General features: G+C 70.2%; 16 protein-coding genes. 10 read left to right on the top strand and 6 right to left on the bottom strand.

Going from position 1 to position 21,543, the window contains the following annotated elements; genetic code table 11:
* Positions 1 to 95 precede the first annotated feature (95 nt).
* Together CSC65_RS06940 and glnE are read left to right on the top strand one after the other, a co-directional pair.
* Complete coding sequence (locus tag CSC65_RS06940) at positions 96 to 2,264, top strand: AsmA family protein (RefSeq protein ID WP_162409804.1); 2,169 nt, start codon at positions 96 to 98, stop codon at positions 2,262 to 2,264.
* Positions 2,265 to 2,550: 286 nt separating this feature from the next.
* Positions 2,551 to 5,391 (top strand): bifunctional [glutamate--ammonia ligase]-adenylyl-L-tyrosine phosphorylase/[glutamate--ammonia-ligase] adenylyltransferase, encoded by a 2,841-nt coding sequence (gene glnE / locus CSC65_RS06935; RefSeq protein ID WP_162409802.1) that lies wholly within the window; start codon positions 2,551 to 2,553, stop codon positions 5,389 to 5,391.
* Positions 5,392 to 5,394: 3 nt separating this feature from the next.
* On the opposite strand, the gene CSC65_RS06930 is transcribed toward glnE, so the two are convergent.
* Complete coding sequence (locus CSC65_RS06930) at positions 5,395 to 6,387, bottom strand: mitochondrial fission ELM1 family protein (RefSeq protein ID WP_162409800.1); 993 nt, start codon at positions 6,385 to 6,387, stop codon at positions 5,395 to 5,397.
* Between the two features lie 110 nt (positions 6,388 to 6,497).
* Between CSC65_RS06930 and CSC65_RS06925 the strand changes: the two genes are divergently transcribed.
* The 5 genes from CSC65_RS06925 to CSC65_RS06905 all read left to right on the top strand — a co-directional run bounded on the left by CSC65_RS06925 (position 6,498) and on the right by CSC65_RS06905 (position 10,562).
* Positions 6,498 to 7,085: a malonic semialdehyde reductase gene (locus CSC65_RS06925; protein ID WP_162409798.1), complete on the top strand. Its 588-nt coding sequence runs from the start codon at positions 6,498 to 6,500 to the stop codon at positions 7,083 to 7,085.
* A 45-nt stretch (positions 7,086 to 7,130) separates the two neighbouring features.
* A complete protein-coding gene (locus CSC65_RS06920) occupies positions 7,131 to 7,715 on the top strand; it encodes a YceI family protein (protein ID WP_162409796.1) in 585 nt (194 codons plus the stop codon).
* A 184-nt stretch (positions 7,716 to 7,899) separates the two neighbouring features.
* A complete protein-coding gene (locus tag CSC65_RS06915; RefSeq protein ID WP_162409794.1) occupies positions 7,900 to 8,097 on the top strand; it encodes a zinc-finger domain-containing protein in 198 nt (65 codons plus the stop codon).
* A gap of 31 nt (positions 8,098 to 8,128) precedes the next feature.
* Complete coding sequence (locus CSC65_RS06910) at positions 8,129 to 9,247, top strand: glycosyltransferase (RefSeq protein WP_162409792.1); 1,119 nt, start codon at positions 8,129 to 8,131, stop codon at positions 9,245 to 9,247.
* Positions 9,228 to 10,562 carry an O-antigen ligase family protein gene (locus tag CSC65_RS06905; RefSeq protein WP_162409790.1) on the top strand — a complete coding sequence of 445 codons (1,335 nt, stop codon included), beginning with the start codon at positions 9,228 to 9,230 and terminating at the stop codon, positions 10,560 to 10,562. The genes CSC65_RS06910 and CSC65_RS06905 overlap by 20 nt, the downstream gene beginning before the upstream one ends.
* On the opposite strand, the gene CSC65_RS06900 is transcribed toward CSC65_RS06905, so the two are convergent.
* Complete coding sequence (locus CSC65_RS06900; protein ID WP_162409788.1) at positions 10,532 to 11,470, bottom strand: LpxL/LpxP family Kdo(2)-lipid IV(A) lauroyl/palmitoleoyl acyltransferase; 939 nt, start codon at positions 11,468 to 11,470, stop codon at positions 10,532 to 10,534. The genes CSC65_RS06905 and CSC65_RS06900 overlap by 31 nt on opposite strands.
* A 74-nt stretch (positions 11,471 to 11,544) precedes the next feature.
* Between CSC65_RS06900 and waaA the strand changes: the two genes are divergently transcribed.
* Positions 11,545 to 12,882, top strand: coding sequence for a lipid IV(A) 3-deoxy-D-manno-octulosonic acid transferase (waaA, locus tag CSC65_RS06895; protein ID WP_162409786.1), 1,338 nt, complete (start codon positions 11,545 to 11,547; stop codon positions 12,880 to 12,882).
* Positions 12,883 to 12,969: 87 nt separating this feature from the next.
* Here waaA and CSC65_RS06890 read toward each other — a convergent pair whose 3' ends face one another.
* The 3 genes from CSC65_RS06890 to CSC65_RS06880 form a co-directional block, all read right to left on the bottom strand.
* Complete coding sequence (locus CSC65_RS06890) at positions 12,970 to 14,334, bottom strand: TolC family outer membrane protein (protein ID WP_162409785.1); 1,365 nt, start codon at positions 14,332 to 14,334, stop codon at positions 12,970 to 12,972.
* A gap of 85 nt (positions 14,335 to 14,419) precedes the next feature.
* A complete protein-coding gene (locus CSC65_RS06885) occupies positions 14,420 to 15,082 on the bottom strand; it encodes a protein-L-isoaspartate O-methyltransferase family protein (protein WP_162409783.1) in 663 nt (220 codons plus the stop codon).
* Between the two features lie 139 nt (positions 15,083 to 15,221).
* Positions 15,222 to 15,884 carry a TetR/AcrR family transcriptional regulator gene (locus CSC65_RS06880; RefSeq protein ID WP_162409781.1) on the bottom strand — a complete coding sequence of 221 codons (663 nt, stop codon included), beginning with the start codon at positions 15,882 to 15,884 and terminating at the stop codon, positions 15,222 to 15,224.
* Between the two features lie 76 nt (positions 15,885 to 15,960).
* Between CSC65_RS06880 and CSC65_RS06875 the strand changes: the two genes are divergently transcribed.
* Together CSC65_RS06875 and CSC65_RS06870 are read left to right on the top strand one after the other, a co-directional pair.
* Complete coding sequence (locus CSC65_RS06875; protein ID WP_238390305.1) at positions 15,961 to 17,088, top strand: efflux RND transporter periplasmic adaptor subunit; 1,128 nt, start codon at positions 15,961 to 15,963, stop codon at positions 17,086 to 17,088.
* A 3-nt stretch (positions 17,089 to 17,091) separates the two neighbouring features.
* The gene (locus CSC65_RS06870) at positions 17,092 to 20,256 is read left to right on the top strand and encodes an efflux RND transporter permease subunit (RefSeq protein ID WP_162409779.1); all 3,165 of its coding nucleotides are present in this window, start codon (positions 17,092 to 17,094) and stop codon (positions 20,254 to 20,256) included.
* 336 nt (positions 20,257 to 20,592) lie between these two features.
* Here the strand turns inward: CSC65_RS06870 and CSC65_RS06865 are convergent, their stop codons facing one another.
* Entirely contained in the window at positions 20,593 to 21,468 is an 876-nt protein-coding gene (locus tag CSC65_RS06865) for a LysR family transcriptional regulator (RefSeq protein ID WP_162409777.1), read from the bottom strand.
* Positions 21,469 to 21,543 lie beyond the last annotated feature (75 nt).

Genomic DNA, 21,543 nt, shown 5'->3' with positions numbered 1-21,543 from the left:
GCCCCGCCGCAGAAAGGTCGTTGGCCATGGAAGCACGCGCTTGGACGTTTGACGCGGTACGGGAGAAGGCCCGCCAGGGCAGGACCCGATGGCGGATGTTCTGGAACGATCGGCCACGCTGGCTTCGGCGCACGGTCTGGACGCTGCTGGTCGCCTACGGGGCCTATTTCCTGCTGGGCAACCTGTTCCTCAACACGCCACTGGGCCCGTGGGCGGCCAACCGCAAGCCGGAGAAATTCCAGGCGCAGTGGGGTCGGGCGCTCACGCTCTATCCCGGTCACGTCATCGCGCGGGATGTCCGCCTGCAGGGGCAGGTCCGCAAGCTTTCCTGGGACGTGCAGGCGCAGCGCGTCAGCGGGCGCCTGGCGTTGTGGCCGTTGCTGCGCAAGGAGGTTCGCGTACCGTCGATAGCCGCCACCGGCGTGGCTGGCGGTGCGCGGCATGTCGCACGCAACCTCGAACCGCCACCGCCACGCGAAGGTGGATGGACGCTCCTGTTCGACCGGATCGCGGCCGACCACGTGCTGCGCGGCCACTTCGACGAACTCGTGCTGGAGGGGGACGGCCAGGCCGTGTTCGGGTTCTCCAAGCAGTTGCGCGGCGGGGCGATGCAGATCCTGCCTTCGTCGGTGCATTTCGACAGCGTGCGCCTGCTTGCCGATGGCGACGAGCTGCTGGATGGGGTGCGCCTGGACGGCAGCTTCTCGATGAAGCGCCACACGCGTGCGCAGGCGCCGGGCATGCGCAAGCTGGCGCTGACCGACGGCGCGCTGTCGATCGATGGCAAGGGTTCTTCGCTGCGCGGCTACTTCGACCCGCAAGGCAAGTTCCGGATCACCACCACGCCAGGCGGGGGCGAGCTGCATGCACAACTGGAAATGCGCGATGGGGTGCTCCAGCCCGGCGGCACGTTGAGCTGGACCGCGCCCATGCACGGCGTCGGCGTGACCGGTGCGCCGCTGGGCGGCGCGCTGCAGGTGCAGGCCAGCGTGGACCAGGACATCGCGCTGCGACTGCAGGTGCCCCAGCGCGAGGGCGGCATCCTGGACCTGGACGCGGAGCTGCGCTTGCAGGGCCGCGAATTGCCGACCCAGGACGGATTGCTCTCCGTGCTGCCACGCGCCTCGGGGCACCTGGTCGGGCACTGGCACTTCCCGTCGCTGGGGTGGGTCACGACGATGTTCAACGCGCCGCCGTGGTTGAGGCTGGACGGTTCCGGCGACCTGATCGCCGACCTGCGCCTGGACGAGGGCCGGCCGGCGCCGGGCAGCCACATCGAGTTGCCGCAGGTCGCGGTGGCGGCCACGGTCATGGACAACCAGATCAGCGGCCAGGGTCGCGTCCGTGCCGACCTGGTCACTTCAGCCGAAGGCACGCTGCAGACCCAGCTGGCCGTGCACCTGGATGGATATTCGATCGCAGGCGGTCCTGCGGCGGCGCCGTATGCCAAGGGCACCGACCTGCAGCTGGACCTGACCGTCGACGGCATGCCCGCGCGCGGGGAGGCGCTGGGCGCGACCACCGCGCACCTGCGTTTCGCCGGCGCGCAGGTGCCGGACCTGCGGGTCTACAACCGGTTCCTGTCCGAGCAGATGCGCATCGAAGGCGGCAGTGGTACCGCCAGCGCGGACCTGAAGCTGGATGGCAGCGGCGGCATCGGCCATGGCGTGGTCAGTGTGCAGGGACACGGCGCGCGGATGTCGATGGGCGGGCATGCGTTGAAGGGCGATGTCGAACTGGATGCGCGCCTGCAACGTGCCGATCTGCAGCAACGCCAGTTCGACCTCGATGGCAGCCAGGTGCGGCTGCACAACGTGAGCTTCCGCAATGCGGACGGGCAGTCGCGCACGGGCTGGTGGACCAAGGTCGACCTGCCCAGTGCGCGGATCGATCTGGCCGCATCCAGTTCGGTATCCGGCAAGGTCGAAGTGCAGGCGCGCGACGTGGGCTTCCTGATCGACCTGTTCGGCAGCGGGCGCAGTTACCCGCGCTGGATGGACCGGCTGGTCGATTCCGGGCAGGTCCAGGCCCGCGCCCGCGTGCACTGGCAGGACGAGGCGCTGGTACTGGACAGGGTGCACGCCAGCAATGACCGCTACGAGGTCATGGCGCGGCTGCGATTGGCCGGCGGCGAACGGAAGGGGCAGCTGTTCGCGCGTTCGGGCCTGCTTTCGGCCGGCGTCGACCTTCGGAACGGCCAGCGCGAGATGCACCTGATTCGTGCCCGGGAATGGTTCGACGCGCAGCCGCACCTGCTCCAGTGACCCCGTTCGAACGCCCTGTCACCGGTGTCAATTTGCGGATTGTGCCTATTCAGTTTTAAGGGGAAAAACCGCAGAAATTGAACCTGCCGGTGCTGTTTTGCAGTGCAGCGTGCAATGCATCTAACGAGTCCTTCACGATGGTCCCGCATCCCGACGTGGGGGAGGGAGCAGGCCCGCTGGCAGTTCGCTGCAAGCGGGCTTTTTTTTCCCGCGCCCCGGCAAGGGGCCTTTCCGGAAGCTGGCCGGGTGCCCGGAGACGCCGGGGCTGCATGCCACAATCGCGGCGATGAGTACGCCGCCCGGACCCACGCCCGACCCGCCTTCCGATGTCCGCGAGCGCATCGGCGCCCGCGCGCTGGCGACGCTGGCGGCCTCCTCGCCGCGCCACGGCGCCCTGCTCGAAATGCCGGGCCTGCGCGAGCGCGTGGCACGCGTGGCGCTGGCCAGCGATTTCGCGATCGAGACCCTGCGTCGCCAGCCGGCACTGCTCGAGCACCTGGCGCAGGCCGATCCGGGTCCGTTGCCCGAGCCGGTCCTCGATCCCGCACGGCCGCCGGACTGGCCGGCGCAGCTGCGCCAGTACCGGACAGCCATGTCCACGCGACTGGTCTGGCGCGACGTGCTGGGCCTGGACGATGTCGACGCCACCCTGGCCGGAAGCACGCGGCTGGCAGAGGACTGCCTGCGCCTGGCGCTGGAGGCGGTCGAGGGCGAGTTCGCCGAGCGCCACGGCGTGGTGCGCGATGCCGGCGGCACTGCGCAGCGACTGGTCGTTTTCGGCCTGGGCAAGCTGGGCGGCGCCGAGCTGAATTTTTCGTCGGACGTCGACCTGGTCTACGCCTATCCCCACGATGGCGAGTCCGATGGCCGTCGCGCGCTGGCCGCGGAGGACTACTTCGCGCGGCTCGGGCAGCGCCTGGCCAAGCTGCTCGACGAGATGACCGCCGACGGCTTCTGCCATCGCGTCGACCTGCGCCTGCGGCCCTTCGGCAACGCCGGCCGGGTGGCGTGGTCGTTCGCGGCGATGGACCAGTACTTCCAGCGCGAAGGCCGCGACTGGGAGCGCTACGCCTGGCTCAAGGCGCGCACGGTGGCGGGCGACATCGCCGCCGGCGAGGCCTGGCTGGAGACGCTGCGGCCCTTCATCTACCGCCGCTATCTCGACTACACCGCACTGGACGGACTGCGCACGATGAAGGCCGCGATCGTGGCCGAGATGCAGCGCCGCGACATGGCCGACGACCTCAAGCGCGGCCCCGGCGGCATCCGCGAGATCGAATTCCTGGTGCAGTCGCTGCAGCTGATCCGCGGCGGGCGCGAGTCTTCGCTGCGCGGACGCCAGTTGCTGCCGGCGCTGCAGGCGCTGGTGGACGCCGGGCAGGTCGCGCCCGAGCATGGGCTCAACCTCGCCCGGGCCTACTGTTTCCTGCGCCGGCTCGAGAACCGGGTGCAGATGCTGCGCGACGCGCAGACCCACGCGCTGCCCGGCAGCGACGAGGATCGACAGCGCCTGGCGCTGGCCCTCGATTACGCGGGCTGGGATGCGCTGCAGCAGGACCTGGCGCAGTGCCGCGCCGGCGTGTCGGCGGAGTTCGACGCGCTGCTCGTGCCGCGGCGTGGCGAAGCGGCGCCCGATGCGCTTGAAAGCTACTGGCGCGCGCTGCCCGAGGGCGGTGAGCCGCAGGTGCTGGCCGATTCGGGCTTCGGCGATGCGGCCGCGGCCGACGCCTCGCTGCGCGACTTCGCCCGTGGCAACGGCGTGCGCGCCCTGTCCGATGCGGCGCGTGCGCGGCTGGACCGGGTGGTGCCCGCTTTGCTGGGTGCGGCCGCCCGCTCGGCGCAACCCGACGCCGCCCTGCGGCGGCTGCTCGGCCTGTTGCAGGCGATCCTGCGCAGGGCGAGCTACCTGGCCCTGCTCGACGAACAACCCAGTGCGCTGGCGCGCCTGGTCGACGTGCTCGCACGCAGTGCCTTGCTGGCCGAGCGCATCGCCGCCTATCCGCTGCTGCTCGACGAACTGCTCGACACGCGGGTGGCCGGCGCGATGCCCGATGCCGCGGCGATGCGTGCGGCCTGCGCCGGCGCGGTGCAGGCCCAGGGCGACGATCCGGAAGCGGCGCTGCGCGCGCTCAACGAAGTACGCCTGGCGCTGAGTTTCCGCATCGCCCTGGCGACCCTGGACCGGCGCCAGCCCGCCGAGGACAGTGCGCGCCAGCTGGCGACATTGGCCGATGCGGTCGTCCTCGAAGTGCTGGGCATGGCCGATGCCGAAGTCACCCACGCGCATGGCGCGATGCCGGGGGGGCGTTTTGCCATCGTCGGCTACGGCAGCCTGGGCGGCAGGGAGCTGGGCTTCGGCTCCGACCTGGACCTGGTGTTCCTGTACGACGCCGATCCGGCGGCGATGTCGGACGGGAAGCGACCGCTTGAACCGGCGCGCTGGTACGCGCGCCTGGCGCAGAAGATCGTCGCGTTGCTCGGTGCGGTGACCAGTGCCGGTCGCCTGTACGAGACCGACATGCGCCTGCGCCCGGATGGCGGCAAGAGCCTGCTGGTTTCCTCGCTGGCCAGCTACGCGGATTACCAGCTGCAGCGCGCATGGACCTGGGAGCACCAGGCCCTTGTGCGTGCGCGGCAGGTCGCCGGCGATGCGTCGCTGTGCGCGGACTTCGGCCAGGTACGCGCACGCACGCTGGGCCAGACGCGCGACGTCGCGGTACTGGCGGGCGACGTCGGCCAGATGCGCCAGCGCATGCGTGCCGAGCTGGACCGCAGCGACGCGGCGCGGTTCGACCTCAAGCAGGGCGCGGGCGGGCTGGTCGATCTGGAATTCCTGCTGCAGTTCGGCGTGCTGGCGGGTTCGGTGGACGTCGCCGCGCTGCTGGAACCGCGTGACACGCCAGGCCTGCTGGATGCGCTTGCCGGCTGTGGCTGGCTCGACGGCGAGGATGCGAACGCCCTGCATCGCGCGCATGCGGTGCTGCTGGAGGCCGGCTTGGCCTGCACGCTGGATCGCAGGCCGCGGCTGGCGACGGAAACCGAAGCGATCACCGTGGCACGCGCCGACATCGGGCGCGTGGTGGAGCGACACGGCCTGGGGTTCGATCCGCCGGGAGTGGGCCGGTAGCGATCAGCGTGGCGTGGCGGGTCGACCGGAATCGAGGCCGAGCCGGCGGGCGACTTCCGCGGCCACCCGTGCGGTTTCGCGCAGCGGAGCGACGCGCGGGTGGTCCGGGCCTGCATCCATCGTGGCGATCCGGCCACGGCCCTGCAGTGAGGCGAGGAAAGCGGCGATCCGGCCCCTCGCTCGGGCGGCTTCGAGGACCTGCACCGGCAAGTCCGTCGCGCAGGCTTCCGACAGCATGTTCACCGAGTCGGGCGTGCAGACCAGCTGGTCCGCGCACGCCAGCATCCCCGGGTACGGATTGGTTCCGCTGCCTTCCCACAGCAGGCCGGGCACGTCGCGCAGCTGCCGGCGCAACAGCTCCAGCGTCGCCGGGGGCGTGCGTCGTGAAACGGTGGCCAACAGGCTTCCGCCCTCCGCAAGCACGCGCTTGCGCAGTCGCTGCAGGACCGCTTCCAGCGCGGCTGCGGCCCACGGCGCGTTCCGCGTCGGCCCGCCGACCAGCAGCACGATGCGCGGGCGTGGCAATGCCAGCAGCGAGGGGAAGCGCAAGGCCGCCTCGGCCAGCCAGGCATCGTCCACCGGGTTGAGGCTACCCAGCATCGGGATGACGTTGGCACCGTGCAGCCCGTCGTGTTCGGGAGCGACCACCAGGTCCCAGTGCCGAGGATCGATGCGCGGGTCCAGGATCTGCACCGTGCGCGCACCGCGTTCGCGCAACAGGCGCGTGGCCAGCGCCCCCTGTCGTCCGCAGCCGATGGCGAGCGATGGCGCGTGGCCTGCCAGGGCGGCAGCGAAGGAGGGGCCGAACGCGCGCCCGTCACCGGGCAATCGGCGGGGCGCGAGCCAGCGCCAAGGTGCGGCCGGCTCCAGGGGCGGTGCCGCGGTTGACTGGCCCAGCGCACGGGCGAGCGCTTCGGCCTGGCGCACGTTGCCGGCATGCCCGTCAGTGAGCAGCCAGGTGGTGGAAATCAGGGTGGTTTGTTGCGGAAACGACATCAATTCGTTCCGGAATGGGTTCACAAAACCATGGGTGCAACAGTCTACACTGGCGCCCAGCCTGAAAGGCCGGGTTTCACCGACCGGCCCCTCCGACCCAAGGACCGATAATGCCGCACCCGCTGAACGATGCCGCGCTCGACCAGCTGTTTCGCACCGCCCGCACCTATAACGCTTTCACCGGCGAGGTCAGCGATGCCACCCTGCGCCAGCTCTATGACCTGCTGAAGTTCGGTCCGACCCAGGCCAACACGACGCCGGCGCGCCTGGTCTTCGTGAAATCCCCGGAAGCCAAGGCCAAGCTCGGCCCGACCCTGGCCGAGGGCAACTACGCCAAGACCATGGCCGCCCCGGTGACGGTGATCATCGGCCGTGACGAGGATTTCCACGAGAAGCTGCCGTACCTGTTCCCGCACGCCGACGCCAAGGCCTGGTTCGACGGCCCGCGCGAGGGCCGTGAAAAGCCGTCGCTGCGCAACAGCTCGCTGCAGGCGGCCTACCTGATCGTCGCCGCGCGGGCGCTCGGCCTGGACGCCGGTCCAATGACCGGCTTCGACAACGCCAAGGTCGACGAGGCCTTCTTCACGGGCACGAGCATCAAGTCCGACATCCTGATCAATCTTGGCCACGGCGATCCGGCCAGCATCTATCCGCGCTCCCCGCGCCTGTCGTTCGATGAGGCCGCGCGCATCGAGTAACGCGCGCTGCCACGACCCACCCGTCTGCTTTCCAGGAGCCCTCCCATGCGTATCCGCCTGCTTTCCGCCGCCGCCCTGCTTGCCTTAGCCGTCGCCCCGGCCTTCGCCGCGCCGGTTACCTACAAGCTCGATCCTACCCACACCAACGTGCTGGCCCAGTGGAACCACATGGGCTTCTCCAACCCGTTCGCCAACTTCGGCAACGTCGAGGGAACGCTGGTGTACGACGCCGCCAATGTCGGCAAGTCCAGCGTCGTGGTGAACCTGCCGCTGTCGGGGCTGGAGGGCTTCAGCGCCAAGTTCAACGACCACCTGCGCAGCGCGGACTTCTTCGATGCGACCAAGTTCCCGAACGCCACCTTCAAGAGCACCAAGGTCGAGTCCGCCGGCGAGGGCAAGCTCAAGGTCACCGGTGACCTGACCATCAAGGACGTGACCCGGCCCGTGGTGCTGGACGTGACCCTGAACAAGGTCGGCGAGCATCCGATGAGCAAGGCCAAGGCGATCGGTTTCGATGCCACCACCACGATCAGCCGCACCGAGTTCGGCGTGGGTGCCTACGTCCCCAATGTCGGCGACCAGGTCACCCTGCGCATCACTACCGAGGCCTCGGTGCCGAAGGCCAAGTAAGTCTGGCCAGGTAAGCCGGCGGGTCTCCCTCCCCACCGCCGCGCGCGCCGGCCCGTTTCGACGGGCCGGCGTTTTTTTTATTGCCCGGCGTCGTGCAGGGCAGGGCTATTTTCGGTCCGCCGACCCCGCCCGGGCGGCGGGCGGCTAGAATTGGCGCCTGCTTCCGCATCGCCAGTAGCCCGCCATGACCACCACTGCCAACGCGCCCGCCAACGCCGAGAAGCGCTACACCGTCCACCGCGCCGACCTGCCGCTGAGCTGCCCGACGCCGGAGATGGCGCTGTGGAACTCGCATCCGCGCGTGTACCTGCCTATCGAGGACGACCCGGGCCACCAGGCCCAGTGCCCGTACTGCGGCGCGATCTACCAGCTGGTCGACTGACGCCATCGCCTACGTGCAGGCCGGCCTCCCCGTGCGACGCCGCCTGACCGTGGTCCAGCTGCTGCCGGCGCTCGAGTCCGGCGGCGTCGAACGGTCCACCCTCGAAATCACCGCCGCGCTGGTCGCGGCCGGGCATCGCGCGATCGTCGTCTCGGCGGGCGGCCGGTTGCTGCTGGCACTGCGCGAATGCGGCGGCGAACACGTGACCCTGGACATCGGCCGCAAGTCGCTGGCCGTGATGCGCCACGTGCCCGCATTGCGTGCACTGTTCGAACGCGAGCGGGTGGACATCGTGCATGCGCGCTCGCGGCTGCCGGCATGGCTGGGGCGGCTGGCGCTGGCCACGTTGCCCGCACCAACGCGGCCGCGCTGGATCACGACGGTGCACGGACTCAACTCGCCGGGCCGCTACAGCGCGGTGATGGCCAGCGGCGAACGCGTGATCTGCGTGTCGGACACGGTGCGCGACTACGTGCTGCGGCATTACCCGAAGCTCGATCCGGCGCGGCTGCGGGTGATTCCGCGCGGGATCGATCCGGCCCAGTTCCCGCGCCGCCCGCATCCGGACGATGGGGCGCGCGCACGACTGGGTGCCGAGTCCCCGCCACTCGCAGGCCATGGTCCGCTGCTGCTGTTGCCCGGCCGCGGTACGCGCCTGAAAGGCCATGCCGACGCGCTGCAACTGCTGGCGGCGCTGCGCGCCGGGCCATTCCCTGAAGCGCGGCTGTGGCTGCCCGGCGCGCGCGAAGCCGGGCGCGAAGCCTACCTCGACGAACTCCGGAGCCAGGCCGTCCAGCTGGGCGTGGCCGACGCGGCGCTGTTCACCGCACCGACCTCGCGGATCGCCGAGGCCTATGCGGCCTGCGACCTGGTGCTGCAGCTTTCGCGCAAACCCGAGGCCTTCGGCCGCACCGTGGTGGAGGCGCTGTCGGTCGGCAGGCCGGTGCTGGGGTGGGCGCACGGCGGAGTCGGCGAGTTGCTGCAACACCTGCAGCCGCAGGGCGCGGTGGCACCCTTCGATGCCACTGCCCTGGCTGCCACGGCGGCCTCGCTGCTGCGTGCCCCGCCGCAACCGCCCGATGGCGTTCCCTACACGCTGGACGCGATGCAGCAGGCGACCCTGGAGACGTATGCCGAACTGGCCGGCTGACGACGCCACGCACGCGCGCGCTTTCGCCTGGACGCCCTGGTGGTTGCTGGCCTTCGTCGCGCTGTGGCCGCTGCCCGGACCGGCCGAAGGCGTGCTCGCGCTCGGTGCGATGGCGCTGCTGGCGCAACTGCTGTTCGCCATCGCACGCCGCCGGGTGTTGCCGCTGGACCGGCGCGCGGCGTGGCTGGCGACGGCGCTGTTCGCGGTGTACTGGCTGCCGGAGCTGCTCTCCGCGCCGGACGCACTCGATCGCGGGCGCGCGCTGAAGGAAGTCGCCGCCGACCTGCGCTACCTGCCATTCCTGTGGGGCGTGGCGATCGCCGTGCACGCTGCGCGCGGGCGGAAGATCGTGTTCGCCGGCCTGGCGCTGATCGTGGGTGCATGGACGCTGGATGCGTTGACGCAGGCCTTGCTGGGCGCCAGCCCGCTGTTCTGGAGCCTCGACGCGCTCAAGCGCGGCATGGGCGGCGAGGCGTTCTGCAGCGCCGCCGAAGTCATGGCCGCCGACCGCCTGGGCGGTGTGTTCGGTCCGTGCAACCTGAAGCTGGGGCTGGTGCTGGCGAGCCTGTCGCCGTTCCTGCTGTCGGCGGCATCGCGTCGTTCCGGCGTATTGGGCTGGTGCGTCGCCGCGCTGGCGCTGGGTATTGCGATCGTGCTCGGTGGCGCGCGTGCGGCCTGGCTCACCTACGCGCTCGTGCTGGTGTTCTCAGGCTGGCGAGCGCTGGGTGCGCGCAGGCTGTCTGCATTCGCCGCCGCTAGCCTGCTCGGCATCGCCGCGCTGTACCTGGTGTCGCCGCAGCTGCAACAGCGCGTGGCGCGGACCACGATGGCCCTGCAGGCGGACGGGTCCGGCGTGGATGGCGCGTTGTCGGGACGCGCCCGCATCTGGCAAGGCGCGGCCTGCATGGCACGGGAGCACCCGCTCAACGGAGTCGGTGTGCGCGGCTTCCGCGTCGCCTGGCCGCAGTGCGATCCGGCACCGGCGCAGGCACCGGCCTGGGGCGGCGGCGAGGCCTACCACGCGCACCAGCTGGTGCTGGAGCTGCTCAGCGAGACCGGCCTGTCCGGCCTGCTGCTCTGGCTGGCGGGTGCCGGCCTGGTCTGGCGCAGCTGGCGCAGGGCCGATCCGATAGCGCGGGATCGCGCGCGTCCGGCGCTGCTGGCGCTGGCGGTCACGGTGTTCCCGCTCAACACCCACCTGGCGTTCTACTCGACCTTCTGGGGCGGGCTGGTGCTGTTGCTGGCCGGACTCTATGCCGGGGCGCTGTACGGCCGTGCAGGCGTCTACGCGGGCGGAGTCGAAGGACGTTCGTAGTAGGTGCTGCGGCCCTGCGGCTGGCGCTTGAAGCGGCGATGGATCCACAGGTACTGCGCGGGTGCCTCGCGCACCATCGCCTCGATAGCGGCGTTCACCTGGCCGGTGTCGGCGACCACGTCCTCGCTCGGGAAGTCCGGCAGCGGGGCAGCCACGCGCAGGATGTAGCGCCCGCCTTCGCGACGGTGGAAGAACGGCACCACCGCGCAGCCGGTCAGCCGCGCCAGCTGGTGGGTGGCGGTGATCGTGGATGCGGGCATGCCGAAGAACGGCGCGAACACCGTGTCCTTGCCGCGCATGTCCTGGTCCGGCGCGTACCAGAGGAAGCCGCCGCGCTTGAGGTGGCGCACCGCGCCACGGATGTCGCCATTGCCGAACATCGCGCTGGCGTAGCGCAGGCGGCCGCGCTTGACCGCCCATTCCATCACCGGATCGCGATGACGGCGGTACATGCCGGCCAGGGGCACTTGCTCGCACATCAGCCGCCCGCAGATTTCCAGGGTCATGAAATGGCCCGACACCAGCAGCACGCCGCGGCCTTCGGCCTGCAGCGCGCGCAGGTGCTCGAGCCCCTCGATGCGCAGGCCCTGCCGCATCGGTTTCACGCTGCCCCACCAGGCCCGCGCGAATTCGAACAGGCCGATGCCCAGCGCCTCGAAACTGTCGTGCAGCAGGCGCCGGCGCCATGCGGGCGACTGCTCGGGGAAGCACAGGTCGATGTTCACCTCGGCCGCGCGCCGGCGCGTGCCGGCCAGGCGTAGGGCCAGCCAGCCGATGCCGCGTCCGATCGCCCTTTGCCACAGCCATGGCAGGTGCGCGGCGGCGGTCAGCACGCCCAGGCCGATCCACATCGGCCAGTGGCGTGGCGTGAAGGGTGGACGCGGTGGCGGCGAGTCGGGCGCTGTCATGGGGCGATTCTACGGCTTCATCCATGATGGCGGCCCAGCGGCTCGGCTATGCTGCGCGCATGCCGAACGAAGCCATGCGGAAGGAACCGGGCGAAGGCGCGTTGCGCGCGCTGTATTCGTTCGCCCTCTACCTGCTTTCGCCGTTCACGCTGTACCACCTGATCTCGCGCGGTTTCCGCGTCCACGAGTACTTCCGTCGCTGGGACGAGCGCTACGCCACCTACGGCGCGGAGCCGGGGCGGCCATGCGCGTGGCTGCACGCGGTCTCGGTGGGCGAGGTGAACGCCGCCGCGCCACTGGTCAATTCACTGCTCAAGCAAAGGCCCGACATCCACTGGGTCATCACCACGATCACGCCGACCGGTTCGGACCGGGTGCGCGCGCTGTGGGGAGAGCGGGTCGAGCACGTCTACCTGCCCTACGACCTGCCGGGCAGCACCGCGCGCTTCCTGCAGCACTTCCGTCCCAGCCTGGCCCTGATCATGGAGACGGAGCTGTGGCCGAACATGCTGTTCGGTTGCCGCAACCTGGGCATCCCCGTGTACATCCTCAACGCGCGGCTGTCGGCGCGCTCGCTGCGTGGCTACCGCCTGTTGCGCCCGCTGATCGGCCGCGCCTTGCGCACGGTCAAGTGCGTGGCCGCGCAGTCGGTCGCCGACGCGCGCCGCTTCCAGAGGCTCGGCGCCGGCGCCGAGCAGGTTCAGGTGCTGGGCAACCTCAAGTACGACGTGGCCGTGCCGGAAGGGCTCGATGCGTTCCGCTCCGCGTTCGCCACCGCGCTGGGCTCCGCGCGGCCGGTGTGGCTGGCGGCCAGCACCCACGAAGGCGAGGAAGCGGACGTGGTCGCGATGCACCGGCGCCTGCGCGCGCGCTGGCCCGACCTGCTGCTGCTGTGGGCGCCGCGCCATCCGGAACGTTTCGCGCGGGTGCAGGCACTGGCGACGGAGGCCGGCTGGAAGGTCGGCGCGCGCAGGCGCGACACCTGGCCACGTCCGGACGATGGCGTGTTCGTGATCGACACGCTGGGCGAACTGATGGCGTTCTACGCCTGCGCCGACGTGGCCTTCGTCGGCGGCAGCCTGCAGCCGATCGGCGGCCACAACCTGCTGGAGCCGGCGGCGGTCGGCAGCGCGGTGGTGACTGGTCCGCACCTGCACAACTTCGCCGAGATCTCCAAGCGCATGGAAGAGGCCGGGGCGCTGCGCATCGGTGACAGCGCCGATGCGGTGGCGACCCTGCTGGAAACCCTGCTGGGCGATCCGGCGGCGCGCGAGGTGATGACCGATGCGGGCGGAACCCTGGTCGACCAGGGCCGCGGCGCGCTGCAGCGCACGCTCGAGCTCATCGCCGGCGACCTGCCGGCCGCCGCGGTCGAAACCGTGCCCGCCGGTGGTGTCGCAGCGGCGCGCTGAGCACGAAGCGGCCGCCTGTCCCTGCTGGAAATGGAAAGGGCCGCCCAAGGGCGGCCCTTTCGCTGCGGCGCGAACGCCGGCGTGGCGTTACTGCTGCGTCTGCGGATTGGCCAGTTGCGCTTCGGCATCCACGGTGAGCATGTTGTTGACCGTACGCAGCTGCTCGATATCCAGCTCGCCCACGGCCTGGGCCAGCAGCAGGCGGTTGAGCAGGAAGTTGTAGCGCGAGCGCGCGTACTCGACCTGCGCCTGGAACAGCGTGCGCTGGTTCTGGACCACGTCCAGCACGGTACGGGTACCGACTTCCAGGCCGACCTGCGAGGCGTCGAAGGCGCTCTGGCCCGAGACCACCGCCAGGCGGCGGGCCTCGACTTCGCTGACGCCGGCGACCAGCGCCTGGTACAGGGCGCGGGTATTGCGGTCCAGCGCACGGCGCTGCTGCTCGTACTGGTCCTGGGCCACGTCGCGCTGGGCCAGGGCCTGGCGCACGCGCGACTGGGTCGCGCCGCCGGTGAAGATCGGTACGCTCAGGGTCAGGCCGATGCTGGTGCCGGTGCTGTCGCCGGTGGAACCGCCACCGCCGCCGACGCTGTCGCCCCAAGCCGCGTCCTTGCCCCAGCCGCCGCCCAGCGAAAGGGTCGGGTAGTGGTTGCCGCGCGCGGTCTGCACGCTGGATTCGGCCGCGTCGCCCTGCAGCTGCGTCGCACGCAGGGCCGGGTTGTTGTCGATGGCGCGGGCGACCCAGGCATTGGCATCGGCGTGCTGCGCCGGCAGCTCGGGACGGAAATCGCTCGGCAGCGCGCGCAGGCTGTTCACCGGCTGGCCGGTGAGCTCGGCCAGCGCCTGGTAGGCGTCGGCCAGCGCGTTGCGGACCAGGATGGTGTTGGCGCGGGCGTCGTCGTACTGGGCGCGGGCTTCGTGCACGTCGGTGATCGGCGCCAGGCCGACTTCCAGGCGCTTGTCGGCGTAGTCGAACTGGCGCTTGCCGGCGGCCTCGTTGGTCTCGGCGGCGGCCAGCGACTCGATCGCGACCAGCACGTCGAAGTAGGCCGCGGCGGTGCGCACCACCAGGTCGTCGTTGGCGGCGTCCAGGGTGTAGTCGGCGGCCTGGCTCAGCGAGCGCTGGGTGCGCAGGCTGGAGAACTGGCTCCAGTTGAACAGCGTCTGGCTGGCGTTGACGCCATAGCTGCGCGCGGTGCCGGTGAACGAGCCACTAATGCCGTCGTACTCGGTGCGCGACTTGCGCAGCGAGGCGTCGCCGGAGACCTGCGGCAGCAGCGCGGCGCGGGCCTGGACCTCGCCTTCCTTGTCGTACAGCGTGTTGGATTCGGCGATCGCCAGCTGCGGATCACCGTTGCGGGCCATCTCGTAGGTCTGCAGCAGGTCGGCTGCCTGCGCGGAACCGGAGGCCAGTGCGGCGGCCAATGCCAGGGCGAGGGAACGGCGGATCATCAGCGGCTTCCTTTCTAGGTATGCGGCCTGCGCTGGAATGCAGGTCGTCGGGGGGAATGTCGTGCCGACCGCGCCTTGGCGCCGGTCAGAACAGGAACTGCGGGACCGGCTCGGCGCCGTGCAGATAGCCCAGCTCGGTCTCGAACAACGATTCTGTGGCGGCGGCGTTGACCGTATCGCCCTTGACCAGGCGAACGGCTTCCATCACCGGAGCCTGGCCGCGGACCACGAACAGGCGACCGCCCGGGCGCAGCCACTGCAGGAACCGGGCGGGAACCTCGGCGACCGCGGCGGTGACGCAAACCGCGTCGAACTGCCGGCCGCCCTCGTACTGCAGCGCGTCGGCCACCTCGATGCGGACATTGGTGCCCAGGCCGGTGGCATCCAGGCGCGCACGTGCGGCGGCGGCCAGTTCCGGTACCCGTTCCAGGCTGACCACTTCGCGCGCCAGGGCGCCGAGGCAGGCACTGATGTAGCCGCTGCCGGTGCCCACTTCCAGCACGCTGTCGCCCGGCTGCAGCTGCAGCGCCTGCAGCATGCGGCCCTCGACGACGGGCTTCATCATCGTCGCGCCATGGCCCAGGGGCAGTTCCATGTCGGCGTAGGCCAATGCCCGGTACTGCTCGGCCACGAACCTCTCACGCGGCAGGCGGCCGACCACGTCAAGCACGGCCATGTCCAGCACGTCCCAGGGCCGGACCTGCTGTTCCACCATCAGTTCACGGGCGCGGGCGTAGTCGATCGTCATGGGGAGTCATCCAACGCGGGAGGCCGGGCATTCTACCGGGCCGGACCGCCCCTTGCCGGCAAGGATCGCCTTGGCCGGCGGGACCGTCGCAGTGCCGGAAGTCACCGCGACCTCCATCCCCGCCCGGTGCTGGCACAACTCAGGCCGCATACGCGCGCAGGAAGAATTCGACGGTGGCATCGATGTGGCGCGCCACTTCGGCCGGCCCCGGATCCACGCACAGGCCGCAGGCCATCATCGGATGCAGCTCGCCCTTGAGCAGCGAGAAGAACTGCGAGGACGCCAGGGCGACGTCGTCGATCCGCAACTGGCCCTGGTCCATGCGCGCCTGCAGGAACTGCCCGAAGACCTCCTGCACGCGGCGCGGGCCGGCGTTCCAGAAAAGTTCGCGCAGGGTGTGCTCGGCGGTGCCGGGGGTGTTCATCATGCGGTGCATGCTGATCGCCTCCTCGCTGGTGATCAGCGCGAAGAAGGCGTGGCCGATCGCGCGCAACTGTTCGTGCAGCGGTCCTTCCGGCGGGCTGACGAACAGGTCGTCCGGCAGCACTTCCTGGCACTTGGCCGTGATCGCCTCGGAGAACAGCGCTTCCTTGTCGCCGAAGTGGCTGTAGACGGTCAGTTTCGACACGCCGGCGGCGGTGGCGATCTGGTCCATGCTCACGCCCTGGTAGCCCTGCTCCAGGAACAGACGCTTGGCGGCCTCCAGGATCGACGCGCGCTTGCCCAGGTCCTTCGGACGACCGGGGCCGGGAGCCTTGGACGGGGCGGCGGGGGTAGTGGTGGCGGCGTTCTTCGGGATCATGCGGTAATACTGGACTACTCGGTTTTCTATTTATACCATACCCGCTGGTTCAATATTGAACAGCAGGATGGCGGCGATGAAGAACGGATTCCGGATGGCCGGCGTGTCGGCCATGGTACTGGTCGCAGCCGCGCTTGCCGGGTGCGGCGGCAAGGAAGAAGCCGCCACGGCGCCACGGCCGGTGTGGGTGGTGCAGCCCCAGGCCGGCGGTGCCGGTGCGGCGCTGGCCTTCCCGGGTGAGGTGCATGCACGCGAGGAGAGCCCGCTCTCGTTCCGCGTCGGCGGCAAGCTCGTGCGCCGCGCGGTGGATGCCGGTGCGCGGGTCGAGCAGGGCCAGGTACTGGCCGAACTGGATCCCGCCGACCAGGCGCTGCAGGCCCAGGCCGCGCAGGCCCAGCTCGCTGCAGCCGAGGCCGAACTGGCCCGCAGCAAGGGCGACCTGGACCGTTACGCGAAGCTGGTCGAGCAGCAACTGGTCAGCCGTTCCACCTATGACGCGCAGAAGGCCGCGTACGAAGCCGCCGCCGGCCAGGCCCGCGCGGCGCGCGCGCAGCGCGACGTGACCCGCAACCAGGCCGGCTACACCGAACTGCGTGCCCCGCGTGCCGGCGTCATCGCCTCGCGCCAGGCCGAAGCCGGGCAGGTGGTCGCCGCGGGCCAGACGATCTTCGTGATGGCCGCCGACGGTGGCCGCGAGGTCGCCATCGACCTGCCGGAAGACCGCATCCGCCAGTTCAAGGTCGGCGACACCGCACAGGTCGAGCTGTGGAGCGCGCCTGGCCAGCGGTTGCCCGGCACGATCCGCGAGATCGCCGCGGCTGCCGACGCGCAGACCCGCAGCTTCGCCGCGCGCGTCGCGCTGGACGCCGCCTCGCAGGGCGAGGTCGAACTGGGCCAGAGTGCGCGCGTCTACCTGCCCCAATCGAATGGCGACGCCAGCCTGCACGTGCCGCTGTCGGCACTGCAGCGTGGCGAAGATGGCGCCGCGGCGGTCTGGGTCGTGCGCGAAGGCAAGGCACTGCGCGTGCCGGTGGATACCGGCAAGTTCGGCAGCGAAAGCGTGCCGGTGACCGGCGCGCTGCAGGCCGGTGACTGGGTGGTCGCCGCGGGCGGCCACTTGTTGCGCGAAGGCGAGCCTGTCGCGCCGGTGGACCGCGAGAACCGCCCGGTTGCCGTCGCCGCTTCGAAGCCGAAGGCGGACTGACCGGTGCGCCGCTTCAACGTCTCCGAGTGGGCGCTGCACAACCGCGGCCTGGTGCTGTACGCGATGATCGCGCTGGCGATCATCGGCAGCTGGTCCTACCAGCGCCTGGGGCAGAGCGAGGATCCGCCGTTCACCTTCAAGGCGATGGTGGTGCGCACGCTATGGCCGGGCGCGACCGCCGAGGAGGTGGCCAGGCAGGTCACCGAGCGGGTCGAGAAGGCGGTGATGAACACCGGCAAGTACGAGTTCGTGCGCTCGTACTCGCGCCCGGGCGAGTCGCAGGTGATCTTCATGGCGCGCGACTCGATGCCCTCGCGCGACGTGCCCGACCTCTGGTACCAGGTGCGCAAGAAGGTCGGCGACATCCGCCCGACCCTGCCCGAGGGCGTGGTCGGCCCGTTCTTCAACGACGAGTTCGGCGACACGTTCGGAAACATCTATGCGCTGACCGGCCCCGGCTTCGACTACGCGATCCTCAAGGACTACGCAGACCGCATCCAGCTGGACCTGCAGCGGGTGCCCGACGTGGGCAAGGTCGAACTGCTCGGCCTGCAGGACGAGAAGGTCTGGATCGAGATCGACAACACCAAGCTGGCGACGCTGGGCATCCCGCTGCAGGCGGTCCAGCAGGCGCTGGAGAGCCAGAACGCGGTGGTGCCGGCCGGTTTCTTCGAGACAGCGAGCGAGCGCGTGCAGTTGCGCGTGGATGGCCCGTTCCGCAGCCTCGAGGAGATCCGCGCGTTCCCGGTCCGTGCCGATGGCCGCACCATACGCCTGGGCGACGTGGCGCGGGTGCATCGCGGATTTTCCGATCCGGCCGCTCCGCGCATGCGCTTCATGGCCGAGGACGCGATCGGCATCTCGGTGGCGATGAAGGACGGCGGCCACATCCTGCGACTGGGCGATGAGCTGGAAGCGCGCTTCGCGCAGCTGCAGGACACCCTGCCGGTGGGCATGGAGCTGCGCAAGGTCTCCGACCAGCCCGAGGCGGTGCGCGAATCGGTCGGCGAGTTCGTGCGCGTGCTGGCCGAGGCGGTGACGATCGTGCTGCTGGTCAGCTTCTTCTCGCTGGGCTTCCGCACCGGCCTGGTGGTGGCGGTGTCGATCCCGCTGGTGCTGGCGATGACGTTCGCGGTGATGTACTACTTCGGCATCGGCCTGCACAAGATATCGCTGGGTGCGCTGGTGCTGGCGCTGGGCCTGCTGGTGGACGACGCGATCATCGCGGTGGAGATGATGGCGATCAAGATGGAGCAGGGCTTCGACCGGCTGCGCGCGGCCAGTTTCGCCTGGGAGTCCACCGCCTTCCCGATGCTGACCGGCACGCTGATCACGGCGGCCGGCTTCCTGCCGATCGCCACGGCCGCTTCGAGCACCGGCGAATACACGCGCTCGCTGTTCCAGGTGGTGACGATCGCCTTGCTGGTGTCGTGGATCGCCGCGGTGCTGTTCATTCCGTGGCTGGGCGACAAGATGCTGCCGGACCTGGCGCATCCGCAGCCGCCCAAGCCGGGCAGCCTGGCCGCGCGCCGCCGCGCGTTCCGCGAACGGCTGGCCGACCGGTGGCCGCAGTTCGCCTTCGCGCTGGCACCGGCACCGCTGGATGCGCACCACCAGGATCCGTACCAGCGTCCGTTCTACCAGCGCTTCCGCCGCCTGCTCGACGCCTGCCTGCGCCGCCGCTGGCTGGTGATCGGCGCGACGATCGGCCTGTTCGTGATGTCGATCGTGCTGTTCCGTTTCATCCCGCAGCAGTTCTTCCCCGATTCGACCCGGCCCGAGCTCATGGTCGACCTGGAGCTCGCCGAGGGCGTGTCGCTGCGCGCCACCGAGGCGCAGGCCAGGAAGCTGGAAGTCCTGCTGAAGGAGCGCGGCGACATCCGCAACTACGTGGCCTACGTCGGCACCGGTTCGCCACGCTTCTACCTGCCGCTGGACCAGCAGCTGCCGGCGACCAACTTCGCCCAGTTCGTCGTGCTCGCCGAAGACACCCATGCGCGCGAGGAGCTGCGCAACTGGCTGCTCAAGGACGTCGTTCCGCAGTTCCCCGAATTGCAGATGCGCGTGACCCGGCTGGAGAACGGCCCGCCGGTCGGCTATCCGGTCCAGTTCCGCGTGTCCGGCGAGCATGTCGGGCAGGTGCGCGCGATCGCGCGCGAGGTGGCGGAGAAGGTGCGCGCCAACCCGCACACTACCAACGTCAATCTCGATTGGGACGAGCCGAGCAAGGTCGTGCGGATGGAGGTCGACCAGGACCGCGCCCGTGCGCTGGGCATCAGCAGCGCGCAGCTGGCGCAGTTCCTCAGCGCGCAGCTGTCCGGCTACACCGCCAGCACCTACCGCGAGGGCAACGAGCTGGTGGGGATCATGCTGCGCGGTGGCGCTGGCGATCGCGACCAGCTCGAACTGCTCGGCAGCCTGGCGGTGCCGACCGGCGACGGCGGCAGCGTGCCGCTGTCGCAGGTGGCGAGGCTGCGGCAGGTATTCGAGGACGGCATCATCTGGCATCGCGATCGCCTGCCGACGATCACCGTGCGTGCCGACCTCAGCGACGAGCTGCTGCCGGCGGCGGTTACCGCGCAGATCGACCCGACGCTCGACGATGTCCGCGGTCAGCTGCCGCAGGGCTACCTGCTGCAGGTGGGCGGGTCGGTCGAAGACGCCGCGCGCGGCCAGAATTCGATCAAGGCGGGCATGCCGCTGTTCCTGCTCGTGGTGACCACGCTGCTGATGCTGCAGCTGCGCAGTTTCTCGCGCACGGTCATGGTGCTGGTCACCGCGCCGCTGGGCCTGATCGGCGCGACCTGGTTCCTGCTGATCTTCCGCATGCCGTTCGGCTTCGTCGCGATGCTCGGCACGATCGCGCTGGCCGGCATGGTGATGCGCAACTCGGTGATCCTGGTCGACCAGATCGAACAGGACATCGCCGCCGGCCACGACCGCTGGCACGCGATCGTCGACGCCACCGTGCGCCGTTTCCGCCCGATCGTGCTGACTGCGCTCACCGCGGTGCTGGCGATGATCCCGCTGTCGCGCAGCGCGTTCTACGGCTCGATGGCGGTGGCGATCATGGGTGGCCTGATCGTGGCTACCGCGCTGACCCTGCTGTTCCTGCCGGCGCTGTACGCGGCGTGGTTCCGGGTGAAGCCGGAGGAAGCGGCGGGCTGACGTAAGCCGATATGCCGGCGAAAGCGAAACCCGGTGACAGGGCGGCGGCACTCCGATGCGAGGCCTGCCGCCGCTCGTGTCCCCCGGCATCGGCCTGCGGCCGCTGCCTCCTCCTTTACCTCCCGTCGACAGGCCCCGCATCGGAGTGTCTGGAGGTGTTCGGCGGTTCGCTCGCAATGCGCGAAGCCACGCCCGGAAGGTCTGGCGCGAGGCCTCCTGGCCGGAAATAAAGGAGGAGGTACCGGCCATGGGCCGGTACCGGGGGACATCGAGGACAGGAGGCCTCGCGGCAGGCCCCGAGCGACCTCGCCGCAGCTTGTCGTGCAGCAGCACGAGTCAGGACGATGGAGTCTCCGCCTGCAGCAAGCCGATGAATGCCTGCGCCGCGCGCGACAGCGTGCGGCCACCGTGGACGACATAGCCCAGCCGGCGCGACAGCTGCACGCCCGCCACCGGCAACACCTGCACCTGCGCGTCGACCATCGTGCGCGGCAGGGCGCTCCAGGCCAGGCCGACGGAAACCATCATCTTGATCGTCTCCAGGTAGTTGGTGGTCATCCGCAGGCGCAACGACAACCCGCGACGGGCGAACGTCTCCGCCACGATCCGGTGGGTGAAGGTACCCGGATCCGGCAACACCGCCGGATGCGCGGCCAGGTCGGGAAGGGTCACTTTGGACAGCCGCGCGAGCGGGTGGTCGGGTGCCACCGCGAAGCACAGCGGATCGTCCCAGACCGTGGTCGCCTGCAGCGGCGCATCGGTCGGTCCCAGCGTGGTCACCGCCAGTTCGACGTCGCCGTGCAGGACCTGCGCGTAGGCCTGCTCTGAATCCACGAAGCGGATGTCCAGCGCCGCGCGCGGGTGCAGCGCACTGAAGCGGCGCAGCAGTGCCGGCAGGCGATGCAGTCCGACGTGGTGGCTGGTGGCCAGGCTCAGGCGTCCGCCGATGTCCTGGCCAAGGTCCTGCAGCGCACGACGCGCCGCCTCGCCTTCGGCCAGCATCTGTCGTGCGCGCGGCAGCAGCAGGCGCCCGGCCTCGGTCAGCAGCACCTGGCGGCCGAGCCTGTCGAACAGCCGCGCCTGAAGCGACTCCTCCAGCAGGGCGATCCGCTTGCTGATCGCCGGCTGGGTCAGGTGCAACTGCTGGGCGGCCGCCGAGAAGCCGCCGTGGTCGGCGACAGCGACGAATGCAGTGAGGCTGGCCCAGTCCATCGAGGCTCCATTTGATTCCAATCAGGAATCGTATGGATGAAAAATATGCATTTGAGTTATCGATGGCAAGGGGGC

It is taken from the genome of Pseudoxanthomonas daejeonensis, from assembly GCF_010093205.1.
GTDB classification, from domain to species: Bacteria; Pseudomonadota; Gammaproteobacteria; order Xanthomonadales; family Xanthomonadaceae; genus Pseudoxanthomonas; species Pseudoxanthomonas daejeonensis.
Note: the sequence above shows the minus strand (reverse complement) of the source record. Positions and strands in the feature narration are given on the sequence as shown.

Excerpts from the sequence above, each read along its gene's own strand:
- CSC65_RS06885 (WP_162409783.1), bottom strand. The coding sequence starts at position 15,082 with ATGACGATCGACTACGCCCGCGCCCGTGAACTGATGGTGGAACAGCAG.
- CSC65_RS06875 (WP_238390305.1), top strand. The coding sequence starts at position 15,961 with ATGAAGAACGGATTCCGGATGGCCGGCGTGTCGGCCATGGTACTGGTC.
- CSC65_RS06915 (WP_162409794.1), top strand. The coding sequence starts at position 7,900 with ATGACCACCACTGCCAACGCGCCCGCCAACGCCGAGAAGCGCTACACC.
- CSC65_RS06865 (WP_162409777.1), bottom strand. The coding sequence starts at position 21,468 with ATGGACTGGGCCAGCCTCACTGCATTCGTCGCTGTCGCCGACCACGGC.
- CSC65_RS06890 (WP_162409785.1), bottom strand. The coding sequence starts at position 14,334 with ATGATCCGCCGTTCCCTCGCCCTGGCATTGGCCGCCGCACTGGCCTCC.
- CSC65_RS06925 (WP_162409798.1), top strand. The coding sequence starts at position 6,498 with ATGCCGCACCCGCTGAACGATGCCGCGCTCGACCAGCTGTTTCGCACC.
- glnE (WP_162409802.1), top strand. The coding sequence starts at position 2,551 with ATGAGTACGCCGCCCGGACCCACGCCCGACCCGCCTTCCGATGTCCGC.
- waaA (WP_162409786.1), top strand. The coding sequence starts at position 11,545 with ATGCGGAAGGAACCGGGCGAAGGCGCGTTGCGCGCGCTGTATTCGTTC.
- CSC65_RS06880 (WP_162409781.1), bottom strand. The coding sequence starts at position 15,884 with ATGATCCCGAAGAACGCCGCCACCACTACCCCCGCCGCCCCGTCCAAG.
- CSC65_RS06930 (WP_162409800.1), bottom strand. The coding sequence starts at position 6,387 with ATGTCGTTTCCGCAACAAACCACCCTGATTTCCACCACCTGGCTGCTC.
- CSC65_RS06920 (WP_162409796.1), top strand. The coding sequence starts at position 7,131 with ATGCGTATCCGCCTGCTTTCCGCCGCCGCCCTGCTTGCCTTAGCCGTC.
- CSC65_RS06900 (WP_162409788.1), bottom strand. The coding sequence starts at position 11,470 with ATGACAGCGCCCGACTCGCCGCCACCGCGTCCACCCTTCACGCCACGC.
- CSC65_RS06905 (WP_162409790.1), top strand. The coding sequence starts at position 9,228 with ATGCCGAACTGGCCGGCTGACGACGCCACGCACGCGCGCGCTTTCGCC.
- CSC65_RS06940 (WP_162409804.1), top strand. The coding sequence starts at position 96 with ATGTTCTGGAACGATCGGCCACGCTGGCTTCGGCGCACGGTCTGGACG.